Annotated in this window: 15 protein-coding genes; 7 read left to right on the forward strand and 8 right to left on the reverse strand. The window is 64.0% G+C overall.

What is annotated here, in order from left to right; genetic code table 11:
* Window positions 1-114: 114 nt before the first annotated feature.
* The 4 genes from CLAM6_RS10375 to CLAM6_RS10385 all read right to left on the reverse strand — a co-directional run bounded on the left by CLAM6_RS10375 (window position 115) and on the right by CLAM6_RS10385 (window position 3,501).
* Window positions 115-2,268, reverse strand: a complete 2,154-nt coding sequence (locus CLAM6_RS10375) for a 2Fe-2S iron-sulfur cluster-binding protein (protein WP_153636014.1) — start codon at window positions 2,266-2,268, stop codon at window positions 115-117.
* 28 nt (window positions 2,269-2,296) lie between these two features.
* Window positions 2,297-2,566 carry a glutathione binding-like protein gene (locus CLAM6_RS17965; protein ID WP_242007644.1) on the reverse strand — a complete coding sequence of 90 codons (270 nt, stop codon included), beginning with the start codon at window positions 2,564-2,566 and terminating at the stop codon, window positions 2,297-2,299.
* Complete coding sequence (locus CLAM6_RS17970; RefSeq protein ID WP_242007645.1) at window positions 2,563-2,937, reverse strand: glutathione S-transferase N-terminal domain-containing protein; 375 nt, start codon at window positions 2,935-2,937, stop codon at window positions 2,563-2,565. Before CLAM6_RS17970 ends, CLAM6_RS17965 begins: the two co-directional genes overlap by 4 nt.
* Before the next feature lie 87 nt (window positions 2,938-3,024).
* Complete coding sequence (locus tag CLAM6_RS10385) at window positions 3,025-3,501, reverse strand: nuclear transport factor 2 family protein (protein WP_153636015.1); 477 nt, start codon at window positions 3,499-3,501, stop codon at window positions 3,025-3,027.
* Between the two features lie 133 nt (window positions 3,502-3,634).
* Here CLAM6_RS10385 and CLAM6_RS10390 point away from each other — a divergent pair, with 133 nt between their 5' ends.
* On the forward strand, window positions 3,635-4,558 hold the full coding sequence (locus CLAM6_RS10390) for a LysR substrate-binding domain-containing protein (RefSeq protein ID WP_153636016.1): 924 nt from the start codon (window positions 3,635-3,637) through the stop codon (window positions 4,556-4,558).
* On the opposite strand, the gene CLAM6_RS10395 is transcribed toward CLAM6_RS10390, so the two are convergent.
* The gene (locus CLAM6_RS10395) at window positions 4,538-5,512 is read right to left on the reverse strand and encodes a LysR family transcriptional regulator (RefSeq protein ID WP_153636017.1); all 975 of its coding nucleotides are present in this window, start codon (window positions 5,510-5,512) and stop codon (window positions 4,538-4,540) included. The two genes, CLAM6_RS10390 and CLAM6_RS10395, sit on opposite strands and share 21 nt — an antisense overlap.
* Before the next feature lie 53 nt (window positions 5,513-5,565).
* On the opposite strand from CLAM6_RS10395, the gene CLAM6_RS10400 reads away from it, so the two are divergent.
* From CLAM6_RS10400 to CLAM6_RS10410, 3 genes are all read left to right on the forward strand, one after another.
* Window positions 5,566-6,573: an NAD(P)-dependent oxidoreductase gene (locus CLAM6_RS10400; protein ID WP_441303526.1), complete on the forward strand. Its 1,008-nt coding sequence runs from the start codon at window positions 5,566-5,568 to the stop codon at window positions 6,571-6,573.
* Window positions 6,574-6,576: 3 nt separating this feature from the next.
* Window positions 6,577-8,142, forward strand: coding sequence for an aldehyde dehydrogenase family protein (locus CLAM6_RS10405; protein WP_242007646.1), 1,566 nt, complete (start codon window positions 6,577-6,579; stop codon window positions 8,140-8,142).
* 322 nt (window positions 8,143-8,464) lie between these two features.
* Window positions 8,465-10,525, forward strand: coding sequence for a CocE/NonD family hydrolase (locus CLAM6_RS10410; protein WP_153636019.1), 2,061 nt, complete (start codon window positions 8,465-8,467; stop codon window positions 10,523-10,525).
* A 9-nt stretch (window positions 10,526-10,534) separates the two neighbouring features.
* On the opposite strand, the gene CLAM6_RS10415 is transcribed toward CLAM6_RS10410, so the two are convergent.
* Window positions 10,535-11,473 carry a LysR substrate-binding domain-containing protein gene (locus CLAM6_RS10415; RefSeq protein WP_153636020.1) on the reverse strand — a complete coding sequence of 313 codons (939 nt, stop codon included), beginning with the start codon at window positions 11,471-11,473 and terminating at the stop codon, window positions 10,535-10,537.
* Between the two features lie 192 nt (window positions 11,474-11,665).
* Between CLAM6_RS10415 and CLAM6_RS10420 the strand changes: the two genes are divergently transcribed.
* On the forward strand, window positions 11,666-13,093 hold the full coding sequence (locus CLAM6_RS10420; protein ID WP_107334532.1) for a sodium:solute symporter family protein: 1,428 nt from the start codon (window positions 11,666-11,668) through the stop codon (window positions 13,091-13,093).
* Between the two features lie 246 nt (window positions 13,094-13,339).
* Entirely contained in the window at window positions 13,340-14,626 is a 1,287-nt protein-coding gene (locus CLAM6_RS10425; RefSeq protein WP_172978684.1) for an NAD(P)/FAD-dependent oxidoreductase, read from the forward strand.
* A 181-nt stretch (window positions 14,627-14,807) separates the two neighbouring features.
* Here CLAM6_RS10425 and CLAM6_RS10430 read toward each other — a convergent pair whose 3' ends face one another.
* Window positions 14,808-14,996, reverse strand: coding sequence for a CopG family transcriptional regulator (locus CLAM6_RS10430; protein WP_131432268.1), 189 nt, complete (start codon window positions 14,994-14,996; stop codon window positions 14,808-14,810).
* A 313-nt stretch (window positions 14,997-15,309) separates the two neighbouring features.
* On the opposite strand from CLAM6_RS10430, the gene dauA reads away from it, so the two are divergent.
* On the forward strand, window positions 15,310-17,082 hold the full coding sequence (gene dauA, locus CLAM6_RS10435; RefSeq protein WP_153636022.1) for a C4-dicarboxylic acid transporter DauA: 1,773 nt from the start codon (window positions 15,310-15,312) through the stop codon (window positions 17,080-17,082).
* A 174-nt stretch (window positions 17,083-17,256) separates the two neighbouring features.
* On the opposite strand, the gene CLAM6_RS10440 is transcribed toward dauA, so the two are convergent.
* Window positions 17,257-17,958, reverse strand: coding sequence for a FadR/GntR family transcriptional regulator (locus CLAM6_RS10440; protein ID WP_043334187.1), 702 nt, complete (start codon window positions 17,956-17,958; stop codon window positions 17,257-17,259).
* Window positions 17,959-17,999: the final 41 nt, after the last annotated feature.

Raw genomic sequence — 17,999 nt, forward strand, 5'->3', positions numbered from 1 at the left:
CAAGCTTGTCAGCCGCGCGAGTCATTCATGCCCAGCCATTCACACCGAGCCCTTCGCACCGAGCCATTCACACCAAGCCATTCACACCAAGCCATTCGCGCCCGACGACGCAGCTCAAAGCGTCTGGATGACCAGCGGCTGATCATTGGCCGGATAGGCACAGCACATCAAAACCTGACCCTGAGCCACGGAGGCCTGTGGCGGCTCGGGATACTTGACCTCACCCTCGAGCAGTCGCAATGCGCAGCTGCCACAGCGCCCGGCACGGCAACTGGACAGGGTATTCACGCCTGACTGCTCGGCCAGCTCAAGCAGACTGCCCTGTTCGGGTGTCCACTGTCGTGTGATTCCCACGTCGCTGGCCGATGGCTGCCCAGGTGCCACGCGAGGCGTGAAGGTGACCCGAGCACGCTCCGGCAAGCTCGCCTGGAAGTCTGCCGATAGCGCAACCGCGATTGCCTCCCCGTCCTCCAGCGAACCACGCCCGAAGAATTCGTGATGCAGTTGCTCACGCGGTAACCCCAGCGCCAGCAAGGCGGCATATTGCGCGCGCATGAAGCCCTCGGAGCCACATAGATAGACATGGCTGGAGGCAAGCTCCGGCAGGCTGCCCGCCAGACTCACCAGCTCCAATCTGCCCACAGATTGATGCCGCCCGGCCACGAGATCCGCCGCACTCGGGCGCGACAAGGCGATATGAAGATGCAGCCACACATGGGCGCGCGACCAGCGCTCCAGCGTGTCGAGAAATGCCAGCTCACGCCCATTACGCGCAGCATGCAGGAAGACCACTTCGCCGAGCGGCGGATGCCCCGCTTCTGCCTGCTGTATCAAGGCCTCCAGCATGGCGATCATCGGCGTGATGCCGACGCCGGATGACAGCAGCACGCAAGGTGCTGGCGAGTCCTGCAACACGAAATCCCCCGCCGGGGGTGTCGCTTCCAGCACATCGCCCACCGCGAATTCATCATGCAACAGGCGTGAGGCAAGTCCCTTGGAGTCGCGGCGTACCGAGATGCGATAGGCACTCTGCCCCGCCCGCCAGGCCTGCGAAATGCTGTAGCTACGCATCACCGCGATCTCGCCGCAGGACAAGGGCCGCTGTGGCGTGGAGGCCAGACGCAGGGTCAGAAACTGGCCGGGGCGATAGGCGTCGATTTCCGCCGTTTCGCGCTCCTGACCCGCTAGCAGCCATGGCGCCAGATAAAAGGAGGTGATCGAGTCACTTTCGCGCACCTTGTCGATGACGCGCAAACGACGCAAGGGTACGGGCGCCTCGTCAGGGTCCGGCCAGTCACCGGTCTGCTCAAGCGACGGCGAGAGTTCGATCAGACGCCCCTGCACCGGCAAGGCATGCTCGACATGCAGTACCTGCTCCGGCACCACATCCACGATGCGCTCGGCGCCCGCGACCAGCGCTGCCCGCTGGGGGTTCCAGTCGACCCGGGCATGCCCCTTGAGCACCAACGCCTCACCCGTGATGAAGTCGGGAATCAACAGGCTGACGCGGGAATCCAGCTCGATATTGCTCAGGGTGTTGAAGAAGCGATTGCCGGCAAAATCGGGAAACGACAGGCTGCCATCGGCATTCAGGTGCAGAAAGCTTGGCCTGCCGCCACGATGCGAGACATCCACGCCGTTGGGCGCAGCATCGTCCAGCTCACCTGCGCGGGTCGCGATGAAGAAGGTGTCCGCCTGGGCCAGCAAGGCGCGCGCCTCTTCATCGTTCCATGTCGCCTCGTCATTGAGTGCCACCTCGCGGCTGACCAGCGCTTTCGCCTGCTCGGCAGCCCAGTCGATCTCACGTTGCTGGATGTATTGCGGACAGTTGCCGAAGCTCTGATCGACCCGGATCCGCAGCCCATCGGGCCGCATGCCCGCCACCGCTTCAGGGGCAAGCAGGGTGCCATTCAGGCGATTGCGCCGCCGACTGGCCAGATCCAGCCCCAGCACGCCGACCCTGGTACCGGGAGTGAAATCCAGCCCCAGCAATTTCCCCAGCGCCGGTCGTGCATGCACCTGCAGCTCACCGGGCGTGGCATTGCAAAGCTGCCCGGGCGGCGCAAGGCTCATCACCGCCCACGGCCAGCCATCACCGTCAGGCACTCCCATGAACAGCACCGGCAGGCTCGCGAAGAACGCGACATGCTGTTCAGGCATCTGGTCACGCACATAGGAAGCCACCTGGTCGACATAACTCTCAGGCACTCCTGCACGTGCCTGAACGCGTCGCTCACCTGCATGAAATACCTGGCGGTGCTCATTCATGGAATATCCCTCAAGAAGGCGTGGATGCTCAGGCCAGTACCGGACTCGTCGCCATGCCCACGAAACCCGGCTCGGCTTCGATACGCGCAAGCCAGCCACGAATGGCGGGATAAGGACTCAGGCTGACACCCCCCTCCGGGGCATGGGCGATGTAGCTGTAACCCGCGATGTCGGCCAACGTCAGGCGCTCCTCCACCAGGTATTGCCGCTGATCCAGATGGGACTCCATGACGGCGAACAGGGCATGCGCGCGGGCGATGGCCTGCTCGTGGTCAAAGGGAGCACCGAAGACGGTCACCAGACGTGCCGTGCAGGGCCAGCGGCAATCTCCCCGGCCGCGACCGAGAGCCAGCGTTGCACTTGGGCCGCTGCCAAGGCGTCTCCGGGCATGAAGCGTCTTTCGCCGTCATAGCGCTGGGCCAGATAGACGAGGATGGCGTTGGAATCACTCAGGAAGACGCCATTGTCTTCGATGGCCGGCACCTGCCCGAACGGACTGATCCTGAGGAAGTCGGGCGCCTTGTGCGCGCCGTTGGCCATGTCGAGATCCACCGTCTCATAGGGAATGTCCAACAGCGCCAGCATCAGCTCGACGCGGTGACAGTGGCCGGACTTCGGATTGCGGAACAGACGGATGGGCGCTGACGCGGCAGCAAGGCGTGGGTTCATGATTCACCTGACGATGTGAGGAAAGAGGAAAGAGCCGAGAGCGGCAAAGCGCAGTGCGCTGCAGGAAACGTGGAAGACGATGACGACTCAGAAGCCGAAATCGCTCAACCCGGGGTGGTCATCCGGTCGGCGCCCCAATGGCCAATGGAACTTGCGCTCGCTCTGCGCGATGGGGTGCTCATTGATGCTGGCGTGGCGATGGGTCATCAGCCCCTGCTCATCAAACTGCCAGTTCTCATTGCCGTAGGCGCGAAACCACTGGCCGCTGTCATTGCGATATTCATAGGCGTAACGCACGGCGATCCGATTCCCTGCGCTGGCCCACAGCTCCTTGATCAGGCGGTAGTCGAGCTCGCTTGCCCACTTGCGGGTGAGGAAGACCACCACCTCATCACGGCCGTTCACGAATTCGGCGCGATTGCGCCAGCGGGTGTCCGGCGAATACGCCAGCGCTACCTTCTCGGGGTCACGGCCATTCCAGCCGTCTTCGGCAAGACGCACCTTGTGTGCCGCAGTGTCTGGCGTGAACGGTGGCAAGGGATGGCGGGGGAGATTGGCTGACATGAAAGAGGCTCCAGCGGTTGGGGTGATCAAACACATCCCCACACTACTCTCCTCATCTGGCTGCTAGAATCCTCAGCAGACACAATTGATCATTCCAGATAATGACAATAATCGACGCCAATGGGAGCCACAGATGGACCGACTGCAGACACTGGAGGTCTTCGTGGCCGTGGCGGATGCCGAAAGCTTCGCGGCAGGTAGCAGGGCGCTGGGCATGAGCGCCCCCTCGGTGACACGCGGCATCAATGCCCTGGAAGCCCGCCTGGGCGCACGTCTGTTCACGCGCACCACACGTCGCGTGCGCCTGACCGAGATCGGTGAGCGGTATCTGGCGGATGCACGGCGCATCCTGGCGGAGCTTCAGGCAGCGGAGGATGGTGTCAGCGGCGCCGCGACACGCCCCACTGGCGTATTGCGCATCACCTGTCCCACCGAATTCGGCCGTCTCCATGTGATGCCACTGCTGATGGAATACCTCGAACGCTACCCCGAGATGCGCGCCGAGGTGGTCATGGTGGACCGCGTGGTCAACATGATAGAGGAAGGCTTCGATATCGCCGTGCGTATCGGTTCCCTGCCGTCCTCGGGGCTTTCGGCACTGAGAGTCGGCAGCGTGCGGCGCGTGGTGTGTGGCTCACCGAGCTATTTCGCCCGCGAGGGCACGCCGGACTCGCTGGAGGCCTTGGCCGGACAGCGCATCGTTGCCTCGAGCAACATGAATGCCAGCAAGGAGTGGCGCTTCGGCCACGCAGGAGAACATGCCATACGAGTGAGCCCCCGGCTAACGATGAGCAGCATTGCCGCCTGCATCGAGGCGGCCCGCAGTGGTTGGGGCATCACCCGCGTGCTGTCCTATCAGGTCGGCGAGGATCTCGCCGCGGGTCGCCTGCAGGCCGTACTGGAGGAGCTAGAGCCACCGCCGCTACCGATCCACCTGTTGCACAGCGAGGGGCGCGGCGCGGTGGCCAAGGTACGCACCTTCCTGGATTTTGCCGCCGAACGCCTGCGCGCCAATTCTGTACTGAATCCCTCACCGTCAGCGCGATTGACCGACTGAGCCCCCCTCCAACGGGCTGAAGGCCGTCATGTCCTGTTGCAACAGGCTCGACAGCCGACTGGCGCCATCACTCAACTGACGGCCCAGGCGGCTGATCAACTGCACATGCGGCGTGACGAACTGGGCTTCCTGCAGCGGAATTCGACACAGGCGGCCAGCGGCGACCTCCTCGGAGACCACGAATTCCGGCAGCAGCGTCACGCCGCCATGCAGCGCGAATTGCTTGAGCATGGCGAGGGCGTTGCAGGTCAAGGTCGGACTCAGCATCACGCCGGCCTGATGTTCGGCCTGGGCCACGATCTGGCGGATGCCGAATGACACCTCCGGCAGGGCCAGGGAGTGACCGGCCAGCGCCGCCAGCGACAGCGGAGCGGCCTCACCTGCCGCCCGCCTTGAGCCTTCCTGAGCCCCGAACTGTTGAGCCAAGGCATGCTGCGGATTGACCACCGCACACACCGGCTGCGGCCGCGAGACATGCGTGCGAATCTTCGGATCCCGAGTCGGGTAAAACACCAATCCCAGATGCGCCTCGTCCTCGACCACCTGCCGGATCACTTCATTGGTTCCGCACAGATTCACCTTGAGTTCGATGCCCGGATAGCGCGCGGAGAAACGGCTCAATGGCCCCGCCAGCCCCTCGATGAAGCCCTCACCGATCGCTAATACCATCGAGCCACTCTGCAGCCCCTTCAATGACTGCAACGACTCGAGCAGAACCTCCTGCTGCGCCAGACGCTGCCGATAATACTCCAGCACCCGCTCGCCCGCCTCCGTCGGCTTGACTCCGCGGCGATGGCGCTCAAGCAGCGGCATGCCCAGCTCATGCTCCAGCTGTGTGATCTGTCGACTGACCGCGGAAGGCGCCACATTCAGGAAATCCGCCGCCGCGCGCACGCTACCGAGCCTGGCAGCCTCATGGAAGTGACTGATACGTCGATCCTGCACCAGACTCATCACGCCTCCAGCATTGCCTTGAAGGCAACATTAAAGTGAATTCGGGATTATTGCTGGAACACAGAAGCGCTGTCCATACTCGAGTCACCGAGTGTTACTCCCCCTTTCACCACGACAGGAACACCACAATGACAACAACCGTCGGTGTCATCGGACTGGGCAACATGGGCGGCGGCATGGCCGCGACTCTCGCCCGCCACGACTTCACCGTATTCGGGTTCGATCTCTCTCAGGCTGCACGTGACAGGGCGGCTGCGACAGGCGTCACGCCGGTCGATTCCCTCACCGAGCTGCTCGAGAAGGTTGATGTGGTGATTCTCTCGCTGCCCAAGGCCGAGCATGTCGAACGCCTGTGTCTGGGCGGCGAAGATGCGCCAGTCAGCGATGCAGCAGAAGACCATAAGGCCGAAAGCCTGCTGGCCCTGGCCAGGCCGGGGCTGATCGTGATCGACACCACCACCTCGACTCCCGAGACCAGCCGCAAGGTGGCAGCGGCGCTGGCGACGCGTGGTATCGACTTCATCGACGCCCCGGTGTCCGGCGGCCCCAAGGGCGCCGCGAGCGGCAGCATGTCGATGGTGATCGGCGCCGAGGATGAGGTGCTGGCACGCGCCATGCCGGTACTGGAGGCCATGAGCGGCAGCCGAGTGCATGTCGGTCGCTGTGGCGCGGGCAATGTCGCCAAGATCGCCAACAACATGCTGGCCGCCTGCCACCTGATCAGCACGGCGGAGGCCGTTGCCATGGCCGCCAGAGCGGGCGTCTCCCCTGAGAAGTTGCTGGAAGGCGTGAATGCGGGTTCCGGGCGCAGTGGCGCGAGCCAGGTGATGTTCCCCAACTGGGTGATCAACAAGGCCTACGATTCCGGCTTCACCATGGGCCTGATGCGCAAGGATGTCGGGCTGGCCAGTGATCTGGCGCAACAGCTCGGGATGGAACTGCCCCTCGCCAACGCCGTCGCCCAGCTATGGAACGAGAGCCGCGCGACGCTGGATGACCGCGAGGATTTCTGCGCCATCGTGCAACGCACTGACCCGACTCTCTTCAGCCACGGAGCATAAGCCATGCTGACCCACGACATGACCCCGGCACCCTCAACGACTCAGCGTATCGCCGAACTGATGCAGGCGTTTCAGGACAGCAGCCAATCTCATGACGACACTCTTGTCGTCAGCAGCCTGATCGGTGGCGAGTTCATCAAAGGTAGCGGTGAGAGCATCGAGGTGCGCAACGCCCAGGATGACAGCCTGATGCTGTCCTTCCCGGATGCCGACATCTCTCAGGTCGCGCTCGCCAATGCCGCCAGCCGCGAGGCCCAGCAGCAGTGGGCCGCCCTGACCGCCCAGGCCCGTGGGCGCGCCATCTACCGCATAGGCAGCCTGGTCCGAGAGCAGGCCGACACCCTGGCCGAACTGGAGGCGCTGAGCGCCAACAAGCCGATTCGCGATGCGCGGGTCGAGGTGGCCAAGGTCGCGGAGATGTTCGAGTACTACGCGGGCTGGGCCGACAAGCTGCACGGCGAGGTGATTCCGGTCCCGACCTCGCACCTCAACTACGTCACCTACGAGCCGCTGGGCACCGTGCTGCAGATCACGCCGTGGAACGCGCCCATCTTCACCGCTGGCTGGCAGATCGCCCCGGCCATCACCGCCGGCAATGCGGTGATTCTCAAGCCCTCGGAGCTGACGGCGCTGTCCTCGCTGGCGCTGGGCGTGTTGATCGAGCGCGCCGGTGTGCCGCGCGGGCTGGTCAATGTCATCGCCGGCTACGGCCATAGCATCGGCCAGGCGTTGATCGCCGAGGGCGACATTCGCAAGGTGGTGTTCGTCGGCTCGCCCGCCACCGGCCGCCACATCGCCACCGCCGCGGCGCAGCGTTGCATCCCCTGCGTGCTGGAGCTGGGCGGCAAGTCCGCCAACATCGTGTTCGAGGATGCCGATCTCGAAGTGGCCCTGCGCGGCGCCCAGGCGGCCATCTTCTCCGGCGCCGGGCAGAGCTGCGTGTCCGGCTCGCGCCTGCTGGTGCAAGCCTCGATCTTCGACAAGTTCACCACTGCGCTGGCCAAGGCTGCCACGCAATTCACCCTCGGTGACCCGCAGGACCCGGCAACCCAGATCGGCCCGATCAACAACGCGAAGCAATACCAGCATGTGAGGTCGATGCTTGCCGGCGCCATCGAGGACGGCGCGCGCCTCGCCGATGGCTCAGCAGAACCCATTCCAGACACCGGCGGCTATCATGTCGCCCCGACGGTACTGCTGGGTGACAACGCCATGGCCTGCGCGCAGGAAGAGATCTTCGGCCCGGTCGTGGTCGCCATTCCCTTCGAGGAGGAAGCCGACGCCATCCGCATCGCCAATGACAGTCGTTTCGGGCTGGCCGGCGCCGTCTGGACGCGCGACGTCGGCCGCGCCCACCGCGTGGCGCGCCAGGTGCGTGCCGGCACCTTCTGGGTCAATGGCTACAAGACCATTCACGTCAGCTCGCCCTTCGGCGGCTACGGCGAGAGTGGCTATGGCCGCTCCTCAGGGCTGGATGCGCTGCGTGAATACAGCGAAGTGAAGAGCGTGTGGGTCGAGACGGCAGCCGAGCCCGCCGCCAGCTTCGGCTATGGGGCGAGTCTGGAGTAGCGAGATGTGATCATGTTGCCTGTCAGCAGGGCAGCACCCAAGACAAGCAGTGGTTAACGGGATGGATGGCCTTGAAATGCCATGCATCCTTGCTCCCTCCCCGCATGACACCGCAAGGCGCCGTGGATTTCCCTCCACGGCGCCTTGCGGCGTTTGACGGCATGCGCCAGCATCGACTTCCGACTTCTGATTTCCGAATTCTGAGTCCCGGCGTCGCGGCCAGTGACAAGCAGTACTTCCGTGACTAGCAGTACTCTCGTGACAAGCAATACTCCCGAGACAAGGCATCCCTCCATCGGCCCGACGACACAAGGATACGTGAATGCGCGTCAAGACCGACTTCCCCCATCGCGTCCGCGAGATCGAGCACACGCTGATTCCGCTCTCTGACGGCACCCAGCTGGCCGCCAGAATCTGGCTGCCGGAAGACGCGGAACAGGCACCGGTGCCGGCCATCCTCGAATACCTGCCCTATCGCAAGAGTGACGGCACCGTCGCGCGTGATGCCCTCACCCACCCCTACTTCGCGGGCCACGGCTACGCCTCGGTGCGCGTCGACATGCGCGGCAACGGCGAATCCCAGGGGCTGATGGAAGATGAATATCTGCCACTGGAGCAGTCCGATGCGCTGGAGGTGATCGACTGGATCGCCAATCAGCCATGGTGCAGCGGCAAGCTCGGCATGATGGGCATCTCCTGGGGCGGCTTCAATTCGCTGCAACTGGCCGCGCACCGGCCTGAGCCACTCAAGGCCATCATCACCCTCTGCTCCACCGATGATCGCTACACGGATGACATCCACTACAAGGGTGGCTGTCTGCTCAACGAGAACCTGGCCTGGGCCGCCACCATGCTGAGCTTCTCCGCGGCACCGCCGGACCCGCGTCTGGTCGGTGACGAGTGGCGCGCCATGTGGCGGGAGCGTTTGGACGAGATGCCGCTGCTGGCCGAGACGTGGCTTTCGCATCAGCACCGCGATGCGTACTGGAAGCAGGGCTCCATCAATACCGATTACGCCGACATCGAAGCGGCGGTCTATACCATCGGTGGCTGGGGCGATGCCTACAAGAACACCGTCGGGCGGATGATGGAAAACCTGACCTGTCCGCGCAAGGCGCTGATCGGCCCGTGGATTCACAAGTATCCGCACTTTGCGGTGCCCGACCCCGCCATCGGCTTCCTGCAGGAAGCGCTGCGCTGGTGGGACCACTGGCTGAAAGGCGCGGAGAACGGCGTGATGGACGAGCCGTCCGCTACCTTCTACCTGCAGGATTCCCTGCCGCCGAAGACGATGTATGCCGAACGTCCGGGACGCTGGGTGCAGACGGACGGCTGGCCCGCCAGCGATGTCGAAATGCGCCAGATGTCGCTGAGCGAATCAGGCCTGAGCGAAGACGCACATCAGGGTCAGCAGGCACTTGCCAGGCCGGTGGTGGTGGATTCACCGCTGACCGCTGGCCGCCATCAAGGCGAGTATTGCGCCATCTGGTTCGGGCCTGACCTGCCGGGGGATCAGCGGCTGGATGATGCACTCGCCGTGTGCTTTGACAGTGAACCGCTCGACGCGCCGCTGGATATCCTCGGCAAGCCCAGGGTCACGCTGACACTGACCAGTGACCAGACCTGCGGCCAGCTGACGGTGCGCCTGAGTGACGTGCAGCCCGATGGCCAGGTCGCACGCATCACCTACGGCGTGCTCAACCTCGCGCTGCGCGATCATGACACTCCGCAGCCTCTCACTCCCGGCGAGCCCGTCAATATCGAGCTGGAACTGGACATGGCGGGCTATCGGATTCCGGCCGGCCACCGACTGCGCGTGGCACTGGCGTCAGCCAACTTCCCGATGGTGTGGCCGGCGCCCCGGCGAGCGGCTCTGACCCTGCAACCGGGCCTGCAATCACTCGGGCTGCCGGTCTTCACCGGCGAGGCCGTCGACAACCCCTTCGCGGCACCGGAATCCGCCCCACCGGTCAACATCAGCGAGCAGCGTGCCGCCAGGCCGAGTCGCAGCGTGGTCGAAGATGTGTCCAGCGGCGAAGTCACCACCATCGTCGCGGATGACCTGGGCGCGATGACGCTCGAGGACACCGGCATGCGGGTCGAGTATCGCTGCACCGAGCGCTATACCGCGCACCCGCAAGATGCGGATCGCACCCGTGCCGAGATCGTCTGGCACTACCACGCCGGACGCGATCAGCACGGGCGTGACAGTGCGCTTGGCGAGACCACCCCGGGCCAGTTCGACGTCCGCGTCGAGAGCCACTATCGCATGCGCTGCGACGCCGAGAACTTATATCTCGAAGCCAAGCAGATCGCCTGGCAAGACGACGAGGAAGTCCATCGCCGTGACTGGCAGCGCACAGTACCGAGAACATCGGTCTGAGGCGCCCGCTCAGGCGCCTGGCGCGTATCTGTCCTGCGAGCGTTGCTGCCAGGCGGCCAGCTCCGCCGCCAGATAGGGCATGAAGCGCTGCCCCTGACGCGAGACGGGATGAAAGCGCGAGGTGACCAGCGCGACATCCAGATTGATGGTCGGTGTGAAGGGCACGATGCGCAGATGGCAATCGCGACGTGCCAGCATCGCCTCCGCCGTCACCGGATCGATCAGGGCAATCCCCAGCCCTTCATTGACGAGCATCGCGACCGAGGGAAACAGATGGGTCTCGATGCTCGCCTGCAATGTCATGCCGACCTGCTGGAAGGCACCCGCGAGTTTCAGAGTGCTCTGGTGATGCTGGTCCAGCGTGATGATGGTCTCCCCGGCCAGGTCCGCCGGGTTCAGTGATGCCTTCTCGGCGAGAGGATTGCCTTCGGGAACCGCAAGCGCCATGCACAGCCGATACTCCTCGAGCACCAGCTCCTCGATGGCGGCGTCCGACTCGATGACGCCGAGATCGAACTGGCCCTCGGCGACCCACTCGGCGATCTTGCGCGAGCTGAACGTCTGCAACGACAGGCGGCTGTCGGGAAAATCGACCAGATAGCGCGCCATCACACGGGGCATCACCGTGGGAGACAGCCCCGGCATCGAGGCCACGGTGAGCTTGCCGGCATGGCCGTCACGCAGCCCATCGGTCAGCTCATCAAGGTGGCCCACCGAGGCCAGCACCTTGTCGACCCCCTCGGCCAGATGGACGGCTTCCGGCGTCAACTGGGTGCCGTAGTGGTTACGGCGAAAGAGCAGAAAGCCGACTTCGCTTTCCAGATTGGTGATTGCTGTGCTTACCGCGGGCTGGGTGATGGCCAGGCGACGCGCTGCCTGGGAGAGACTGCCCGTGCGTACCACTTCCTGAAAGATCTGCAATTGACGCAGGTTGTGTCTGAGTTTCATGACGGCTGGGCTCTCATCTCGTGGCAGGGCTCTCGCGGCGGGGCGCTCACGTCCGGATTCTCGAGACTAGCCTTTCTCGGGCAGACTCTAAATTGTTCTTATGACTTAATAGACAGCCTTTAGTTGTGCTTATACCCCCTGCGGGAGGAAGCTGACCAGACCCTCATAACCAACAACAAAGGGCCACAGACAATGCATATGATCGACCTCATGGGGCTATTGCTGTATTTCGCGATACTGCTCTACATCGGCTACCGCAGTGCCAAGAAGACCTCCAGCAGTGCCGACTTCGCCGTCGCCGGCAACAAGATCATCTGGCCGGTGCTGTTCGCCACGCTCGCCGCTTCCTTCCTCGGCGGGGGCGCCTCGATGGGCCGCGCCGGCAAGGCCTTCGATGAGGGCTACGCCTTCATGTTCGCAGCCTCCGCTTTTCCCATCGCCACCATCATCGCAGGTCTCTACATCGCACCGCGCCTCAAGCGCTATGGGGGCGCCCAGACGGTCGGTGACATCATGGCGCATCACTATGGTCGCAGCGCTCGCCTGCTGACCGGCATCTTCTCGCTAATCTTCTGCGTCGGCATCCTCGGCGCTCAGGCGCTGGCCATCGGCACCGTCTTCAATGCCATCCTGGGCATCGAGATCAGCACCGGCATTCTGATCGGCATGGCAGTGGTACTGGTGTACTCCACGGCCGGCGGCATGTGGGCCGTGATCCAGACCGACGTGGTGCAGTTCGTGATGCTCGCGGTCTTCCTGCCCATCACCATGATCGTGGGACTCGACAAGATCGGTGGCCCCGATGCCCTGATCGCCGCGCTGCCCACCGAGCACTTCAGCATCATGGGCGATTACACGCCGCTGATGTTCATCAGCATCTTCATCGCCTTCCTGCTCGGCGAGACCCTCGTCCCGCCCTACACCCAGCGCGCCCTGTCGGCACCGGATTCCCGTCATGCCAAGATCGGCTACTCGCTGGCCGGCGGCTTCGGTCTGCTGTTCTATGCCGTCAGCTCCACCATCGGCCTGATCGCGCTGGTGCTCTATCCGCAGATCTCGCCAGATCAAGCCATGCCGGAACTGATTCGCGACGCCCTGCCGCTGGGCCTGACCGGCCTGGTGCTCGCCTCACTGCTGGCGGTGGTGATGTCGACAGCGGACTCCTACCTGAACTCGGCAGCGGTCATCTTCGTGACCGACATCTACAAGCCCTTCATCAATCCCGCCATGTCCGGCAAGCAGCAGCTGTGGATCGAGCGCGGCGTCAATCTGGCCATCGGACTGGGCGCCATCGTCTTCGCGCTTTACGCCACCTCGATCATCGATGCGCTGCTGCTGAGCTACGCGCTGTGGGCACCGACCATCCTGCTGCCGTTCATCTTCGCCGTGCTGTTCAAGGTTCGCTGCAAGCGTGCCGGCATCGCCGCGATGCTCGCCGGGGCACTGGCCACCAGCGTCTGGAAGTGGAGCGGCCTGGAACTTGAGGCATTGAGCGGCATCACGCCGCTGATCGCCGGCGTCATCGCCAATATCGTGGTCTTCACCCTCGTCTATCAGTTCTTGAACGCGGCGCCGGACCACAACGGCAATAACGCCCCGACCCAGCCCACCCACTCCTGAGGACCTGACCATGTTCGGACTGACCCTGTATGTGATCTGCCTGCTGAGCATCCTCACCGCCGTGGGCATCGCCATCGCCTCCTGGAAGTTCTACCGCGACAACTGAGCCATCGGCAGGGCCTGCGCCGCTCGACCATGAGTCATCCAAGGCCCTGTCATGGCCCTGACACGACCCTGCCACCGTCTTCATCACGCCGATCATGTCGGGCAATCCGCTCGGCATGGCCGGCAAAGAGAGTACGCGCGATGACCCCGCAATCCTCCGCCGCCGAAGCGGCGAGTCACGCCAGCATTGCCGTCATTGGCGCCGGCATCATCGGTCTGGCGACCTGCCGCGCCTTGCAGGCACGTGGCTATCACGTTCGACTGTATGACCCGAACCCCATCGGCGAAGGCACCTCCTTCGGCAATGCCGGCCTCATCGCCAACTACGCCACCTCACCGATGGCCAGCGGCGATACCCTGCGTCAGCTGCCGGGCCACCTGCTGAGCAGGCAGCCCTCCCTTGCCATCGCCCTGCGCCACACGCCTGCCCTCGCGGATTTCGGCTGGCGCTTCCTCAAGGCGGCAACGCCCTCCAATTTCCAGCGCCACAAGGCGGACCTGATCGCCCTGCTGGCCAATGCCGTCGAACGACAGCATGCTCTGATCGATGATCTGCAGACCAGAGCGCCCACTGCACTGGCCAGCCAGACAGGTTGCCTGCAGATCCAGCGCGACACCGCCATCACCCCGGCAGCGCTGGAGAAGATGGCCCAAGCGAAGCGCCTTGACGGAGTCGAATGTCAGGCACTGGGCGCGAACCAGCTGCGGGATCTGGAACCGTCGCTCAACTCGAAGGGACTAACAGGCGGCCTCTACTACCCTGATACCCGCCATCTCACCAGCCCGTTGTCACTCAGCCGCCAGCTCTTCGCACAGCTGGAAGAAGGCGGCCTTGAGTGGACAGCGCAGCAGGTCGATGCCCTCACGCCGCTTTCCAGTGGTGGTTGGCGCATCGACACCGCCACCACCTCGCAGGAGGTCTCGCATGTGGTGATCTGCGCCGGTATCGCGAGCAATACGCTGCTGGCGGGACTCGGCAAGCGACTGCCGGTGGTCAGCGAGCGCGGCTATCACATCGAGCTCGCCACATCGCTGCCACTCGCACGCCCGGTGGGCTGGCTGGCACATCACTTCTACGCCTCGCCCATGGCTGCAGGCATTCGCCTGGCGGGCACCACCGAGTTCTGCGCGCCATCGCGCCCCGCCTCGCCACAACGCTGGCAAGCCCTCAAGCAATGGGGCGAGACACTCTTCGGTCAGCCACTCGACGTCGCCAGCCACTGGATGGGCGTACGCCACTCCACTCCCGATGGCCTGCCGGTAGTGGGGGAAATGCCCGGCTGCCCCGGCCTGCTGCTCGCCTACGGGCATGGCCACCTGGGCCTGACACTCTCGGCCGAGACGGGCGATCTGGTGGCACGCACGGTAGCGCACGAGCCCCTGCCGGAATACGCGCGCAGCCTGTCGCCCGCCAGGTTCTGCCAATGATCCCGCTCCCCTGAGCAAGCAGGACGGCACCCTTGCCCCTGAAGACGAAAGCCCCTGAAGACGAAAGCCCCTGACAGGCGAACCTGTCAGGGGCTTCTTGTTTCTTGCGTCAGAGCCGGGCTAATCAGCGCAGGGCTCGTCAGCGCAGGGCTTGTCAGAGCGCCCCACCCAACCCGCTCGTTCAGGAAGATGGGGGTTGTGGACGCCCGGGCTGGGACGCGTACTCGACGCCATGCGCCTGCAGATACTCGCGGATCAACTGACGGACGACCTGAGACGGCGTCTGATCCTGCGAGGCACACAGCTGCTCGAAGGCCTGCTTCTTGTGCGGGTCAATCATCAGGGTCAGGCGTGCGGTCTTCTTTTCCATCTTCAGCTCTCCCGAAATCATTAACATCAGATGGTAATGCCGGGACGCCGATACCGACAAGCCAATCCTTGTGAACCCGCGCCGAACCTTGTGACCCCGCGCCGAACCTTTGGGCAAGCGAATGACGATCATGCTAATTACATGTTAATGTTTTTACCATGTGATTATCATATGATCATGACAGGGCAGTCCGTCACAGACGGCTGGCCTGCTGTCGCCTGGCGCAGTGTCATGTTCGGACATGCCACGCCATGCCCTGATACGGCCAGCACCAGGTTCAGCGTCGAGATTCCCTCCGCGAGGACCCGCCCCGATGATCTCCAAGCGCTCTCCCATGCGCCTGCCCCCGATTGCCACCGGCCTGCGCAGTGCATGGCACTCAGGCTACGGCCTCACCGATCTGCGTCAGGACATCCTGGCCGGGTTGACCATCGGCACCGTGGCAGTGCCGCTGTCCATGGCACTGGCCATCGCGGCCGGGGTCGCGCCACAGCATGGCCTCTACACGGCCATCGTCGCAGGGGCAATCATCGCCATGACGGGCGGCTCACGCGTCAACGTCTCCGGACCCACCGCGGCCTTCGTGGTGATCCTGTTTCCCATCGTTCAGCAGTACGGACTCGGCGGCCTGTTGATCGCCACCATGATGGCGGGGGCGATTCTGGTACTGCTGGGGCTGACGCACATGGGGCGGCTGATCCAGTTCGTGCCCTATCCGGTCGTGCTCGGTTTTACCGCCGGCATCGCCGTGGTGATCGCCGTCCTGCAGGTGCCTGACTTTCTGGGCCTGAGTGTCGGACAGCTCAGCGAGCACTTCGTCGAGAATGTCGGGCATATTCTGGCCGCCCTGCCGACGCTGAACCCTCATGAACTCTCCATCGGGGTCTTTTCACTGGCCGTCATGCTGCTGTGGCCACGCCTGCACTTGCCCGTCCCCGCACCACTGGTCGGCTTGATCGTCGGCGCACTGGCGGCCCATGCGCTCGAACTCGCCTTCGGCGGTGACACCCAGGGTCCGCTGGTGGAAACCATCGCCTCCCGCTTCAGCTGGGAAGCGGCGGGCAGCAGCGGCACGGGGATTCCGCCCATCGCCCCAATGCTGGTGGCTCCCTGGCAGCTGCCCGGCGCGGATGGCCAGCCGCTGACACTGGATTTCGAGTTGATCCGTGCATTGATGGGCCCCGCCATCGCCATTGCCATGCTGGGGGCGATCGAATCCCTGTTGTGCTCGGTGGTATCCGATGGACTGACGCGAACGCGCCATGACCCGGATGCGGAGTTGATCGGCCAGGGGCTGGGCAATCTGATAGCGCCGTTGTTCGCGGGCATCACGGCCACTGCCGCCATCGCACGCACCGCCACCAACATTCGCTGCGGAGCCCGTTCACCACTGGCGGCAGTGGTGCATTCCGCGGTGGTACTGCTTGCGGTGATCGCACTGGCGGATCTGCTGGGCAAGGTGCCGATGGCGACATTGGCGGCGCTGCTGTTCATCGTCGCCTGGAACATGAGCGAAGCTCGCCACTTCGTGCATAGCCTGCGTTCCGCCCCGGGAGGCGATGTGGCGATCCTGTTGATCTGCTTCGGCCTCACCGTGCTGTTCAACATGGTGCTGGCGGTGGCAGTCGGCGTCGGACTGGCGGCGGCGCTGTTCATACGCCGCATGATGCAGCTGACGCAGACCCGCCAGATCACCGACACGCCACAGGGCGAGGCGCTTCGCCAGACACCGTGCGAGGGAAGCGACAGCAGCGCCATCGCGCTCTACGACATCGATGGCCCCCTGTTCTTCGGCGTGGCCGAGAAGGCGCTGACCTCACTGCGCCTGGTCGATGACAGGGTCCGGGTCGTGATTCTCGACATGAGCGATGTGCCGAGCATGGATGGCACGGCCATCGTGGCCCTGAAATCCCTGATCGATGACATGCATCACCAGCGAGTGGCGCTGATTCTGGCGGGGCTGCCGAGCCATCTGATCGTCAAGCTGCGCCGAGCCGGCATTCGCACGCGTGCGCACAAGCTCAGCTGGTGCCGCAGCCTGCCACGCGCCGTCGCCGTGGCACGTCGCTGGCTGGGCGAACACTAGCCTTGCGGGCATCGTGCTCTGCCTATCTTCACAGGCCGCTTGCGTGCCTGCAGGCCGCGTTTTCACGTCTCCTGATACGACAATGCCTCTGATCGGTGACGATCAGAGGCATTGTCGTGGGTCATGACGTGTCGGCGGAACGCTTACCTGTCGAGGGGCTCGCCTCTTGAGGGGCTAGGGCGCATGAACGCCTTCGAACATGCGTCGGCGCGCCCCTTCAAGATGCGCCCGCATCGCGCTTTCGGCCGCCGTGGCGTCCTTGTCGGCAATCGCATCGATGATCGCCTGATGCTCATCCTGAACGATGCGCAGGCGTTCCTCCGAGGCGCGCAATGACAGGCCACGCGTCAGGTTCATGCCCTCCTTGATGCTCTGGTTGAGCGAGCGCAGCACGGTGGCGTAGTAGTGATTGCTGGCCGCTTCGGTGATCGCCAGATGGAACTCGAAGTCTTCATCCGAGGCACGATCGTGGTTGAGATTGGCCTGGTTGATGGCTTCGAAGCGCTGGCGAATGTGCTCCAGCTGCTCCGGGGTGCGCCGCAGTGCGGCAAGGCCCGCCGCACTGGCCTCGACATTGGTGCGAAACTCGAAGCAACGCTGGATGTCGGCGATGCTGGAAATGCGCGCGAATTCGAGCACGGCGCTGTCGGGTCGATTGATGACGAAACTGCCGGAGCCCCGCCGCGAGACGACGAGATTGTCCTCGCGCAGCCGCGCCAGCGCATCACGCAGCACCGGACGCGACACCTCATACAGCTCGCACAGGCGCGCCTCGGTGGGCAGCTTCTTGTTGACGGGATAATCACCGCTGATGATGGCCGCCAGAATCTTCTCGTAGACCACCAGCGCCAGTGAATGCTTGGCTGCGTCACTCATCGTGTCATGTCGCCCTTTCTCATCACTCTTGGTCCACCTTC

This window comes from Cobetia sp. AM6, from assembly GCF_009617955.1.
Taxonomy (GTDB): Bacteria; Pseudomonadota; Gammaproteobacteria; order Pseudomonadales; family Halomonadaceae; genus Cobetia; species Cobetia amphilecti.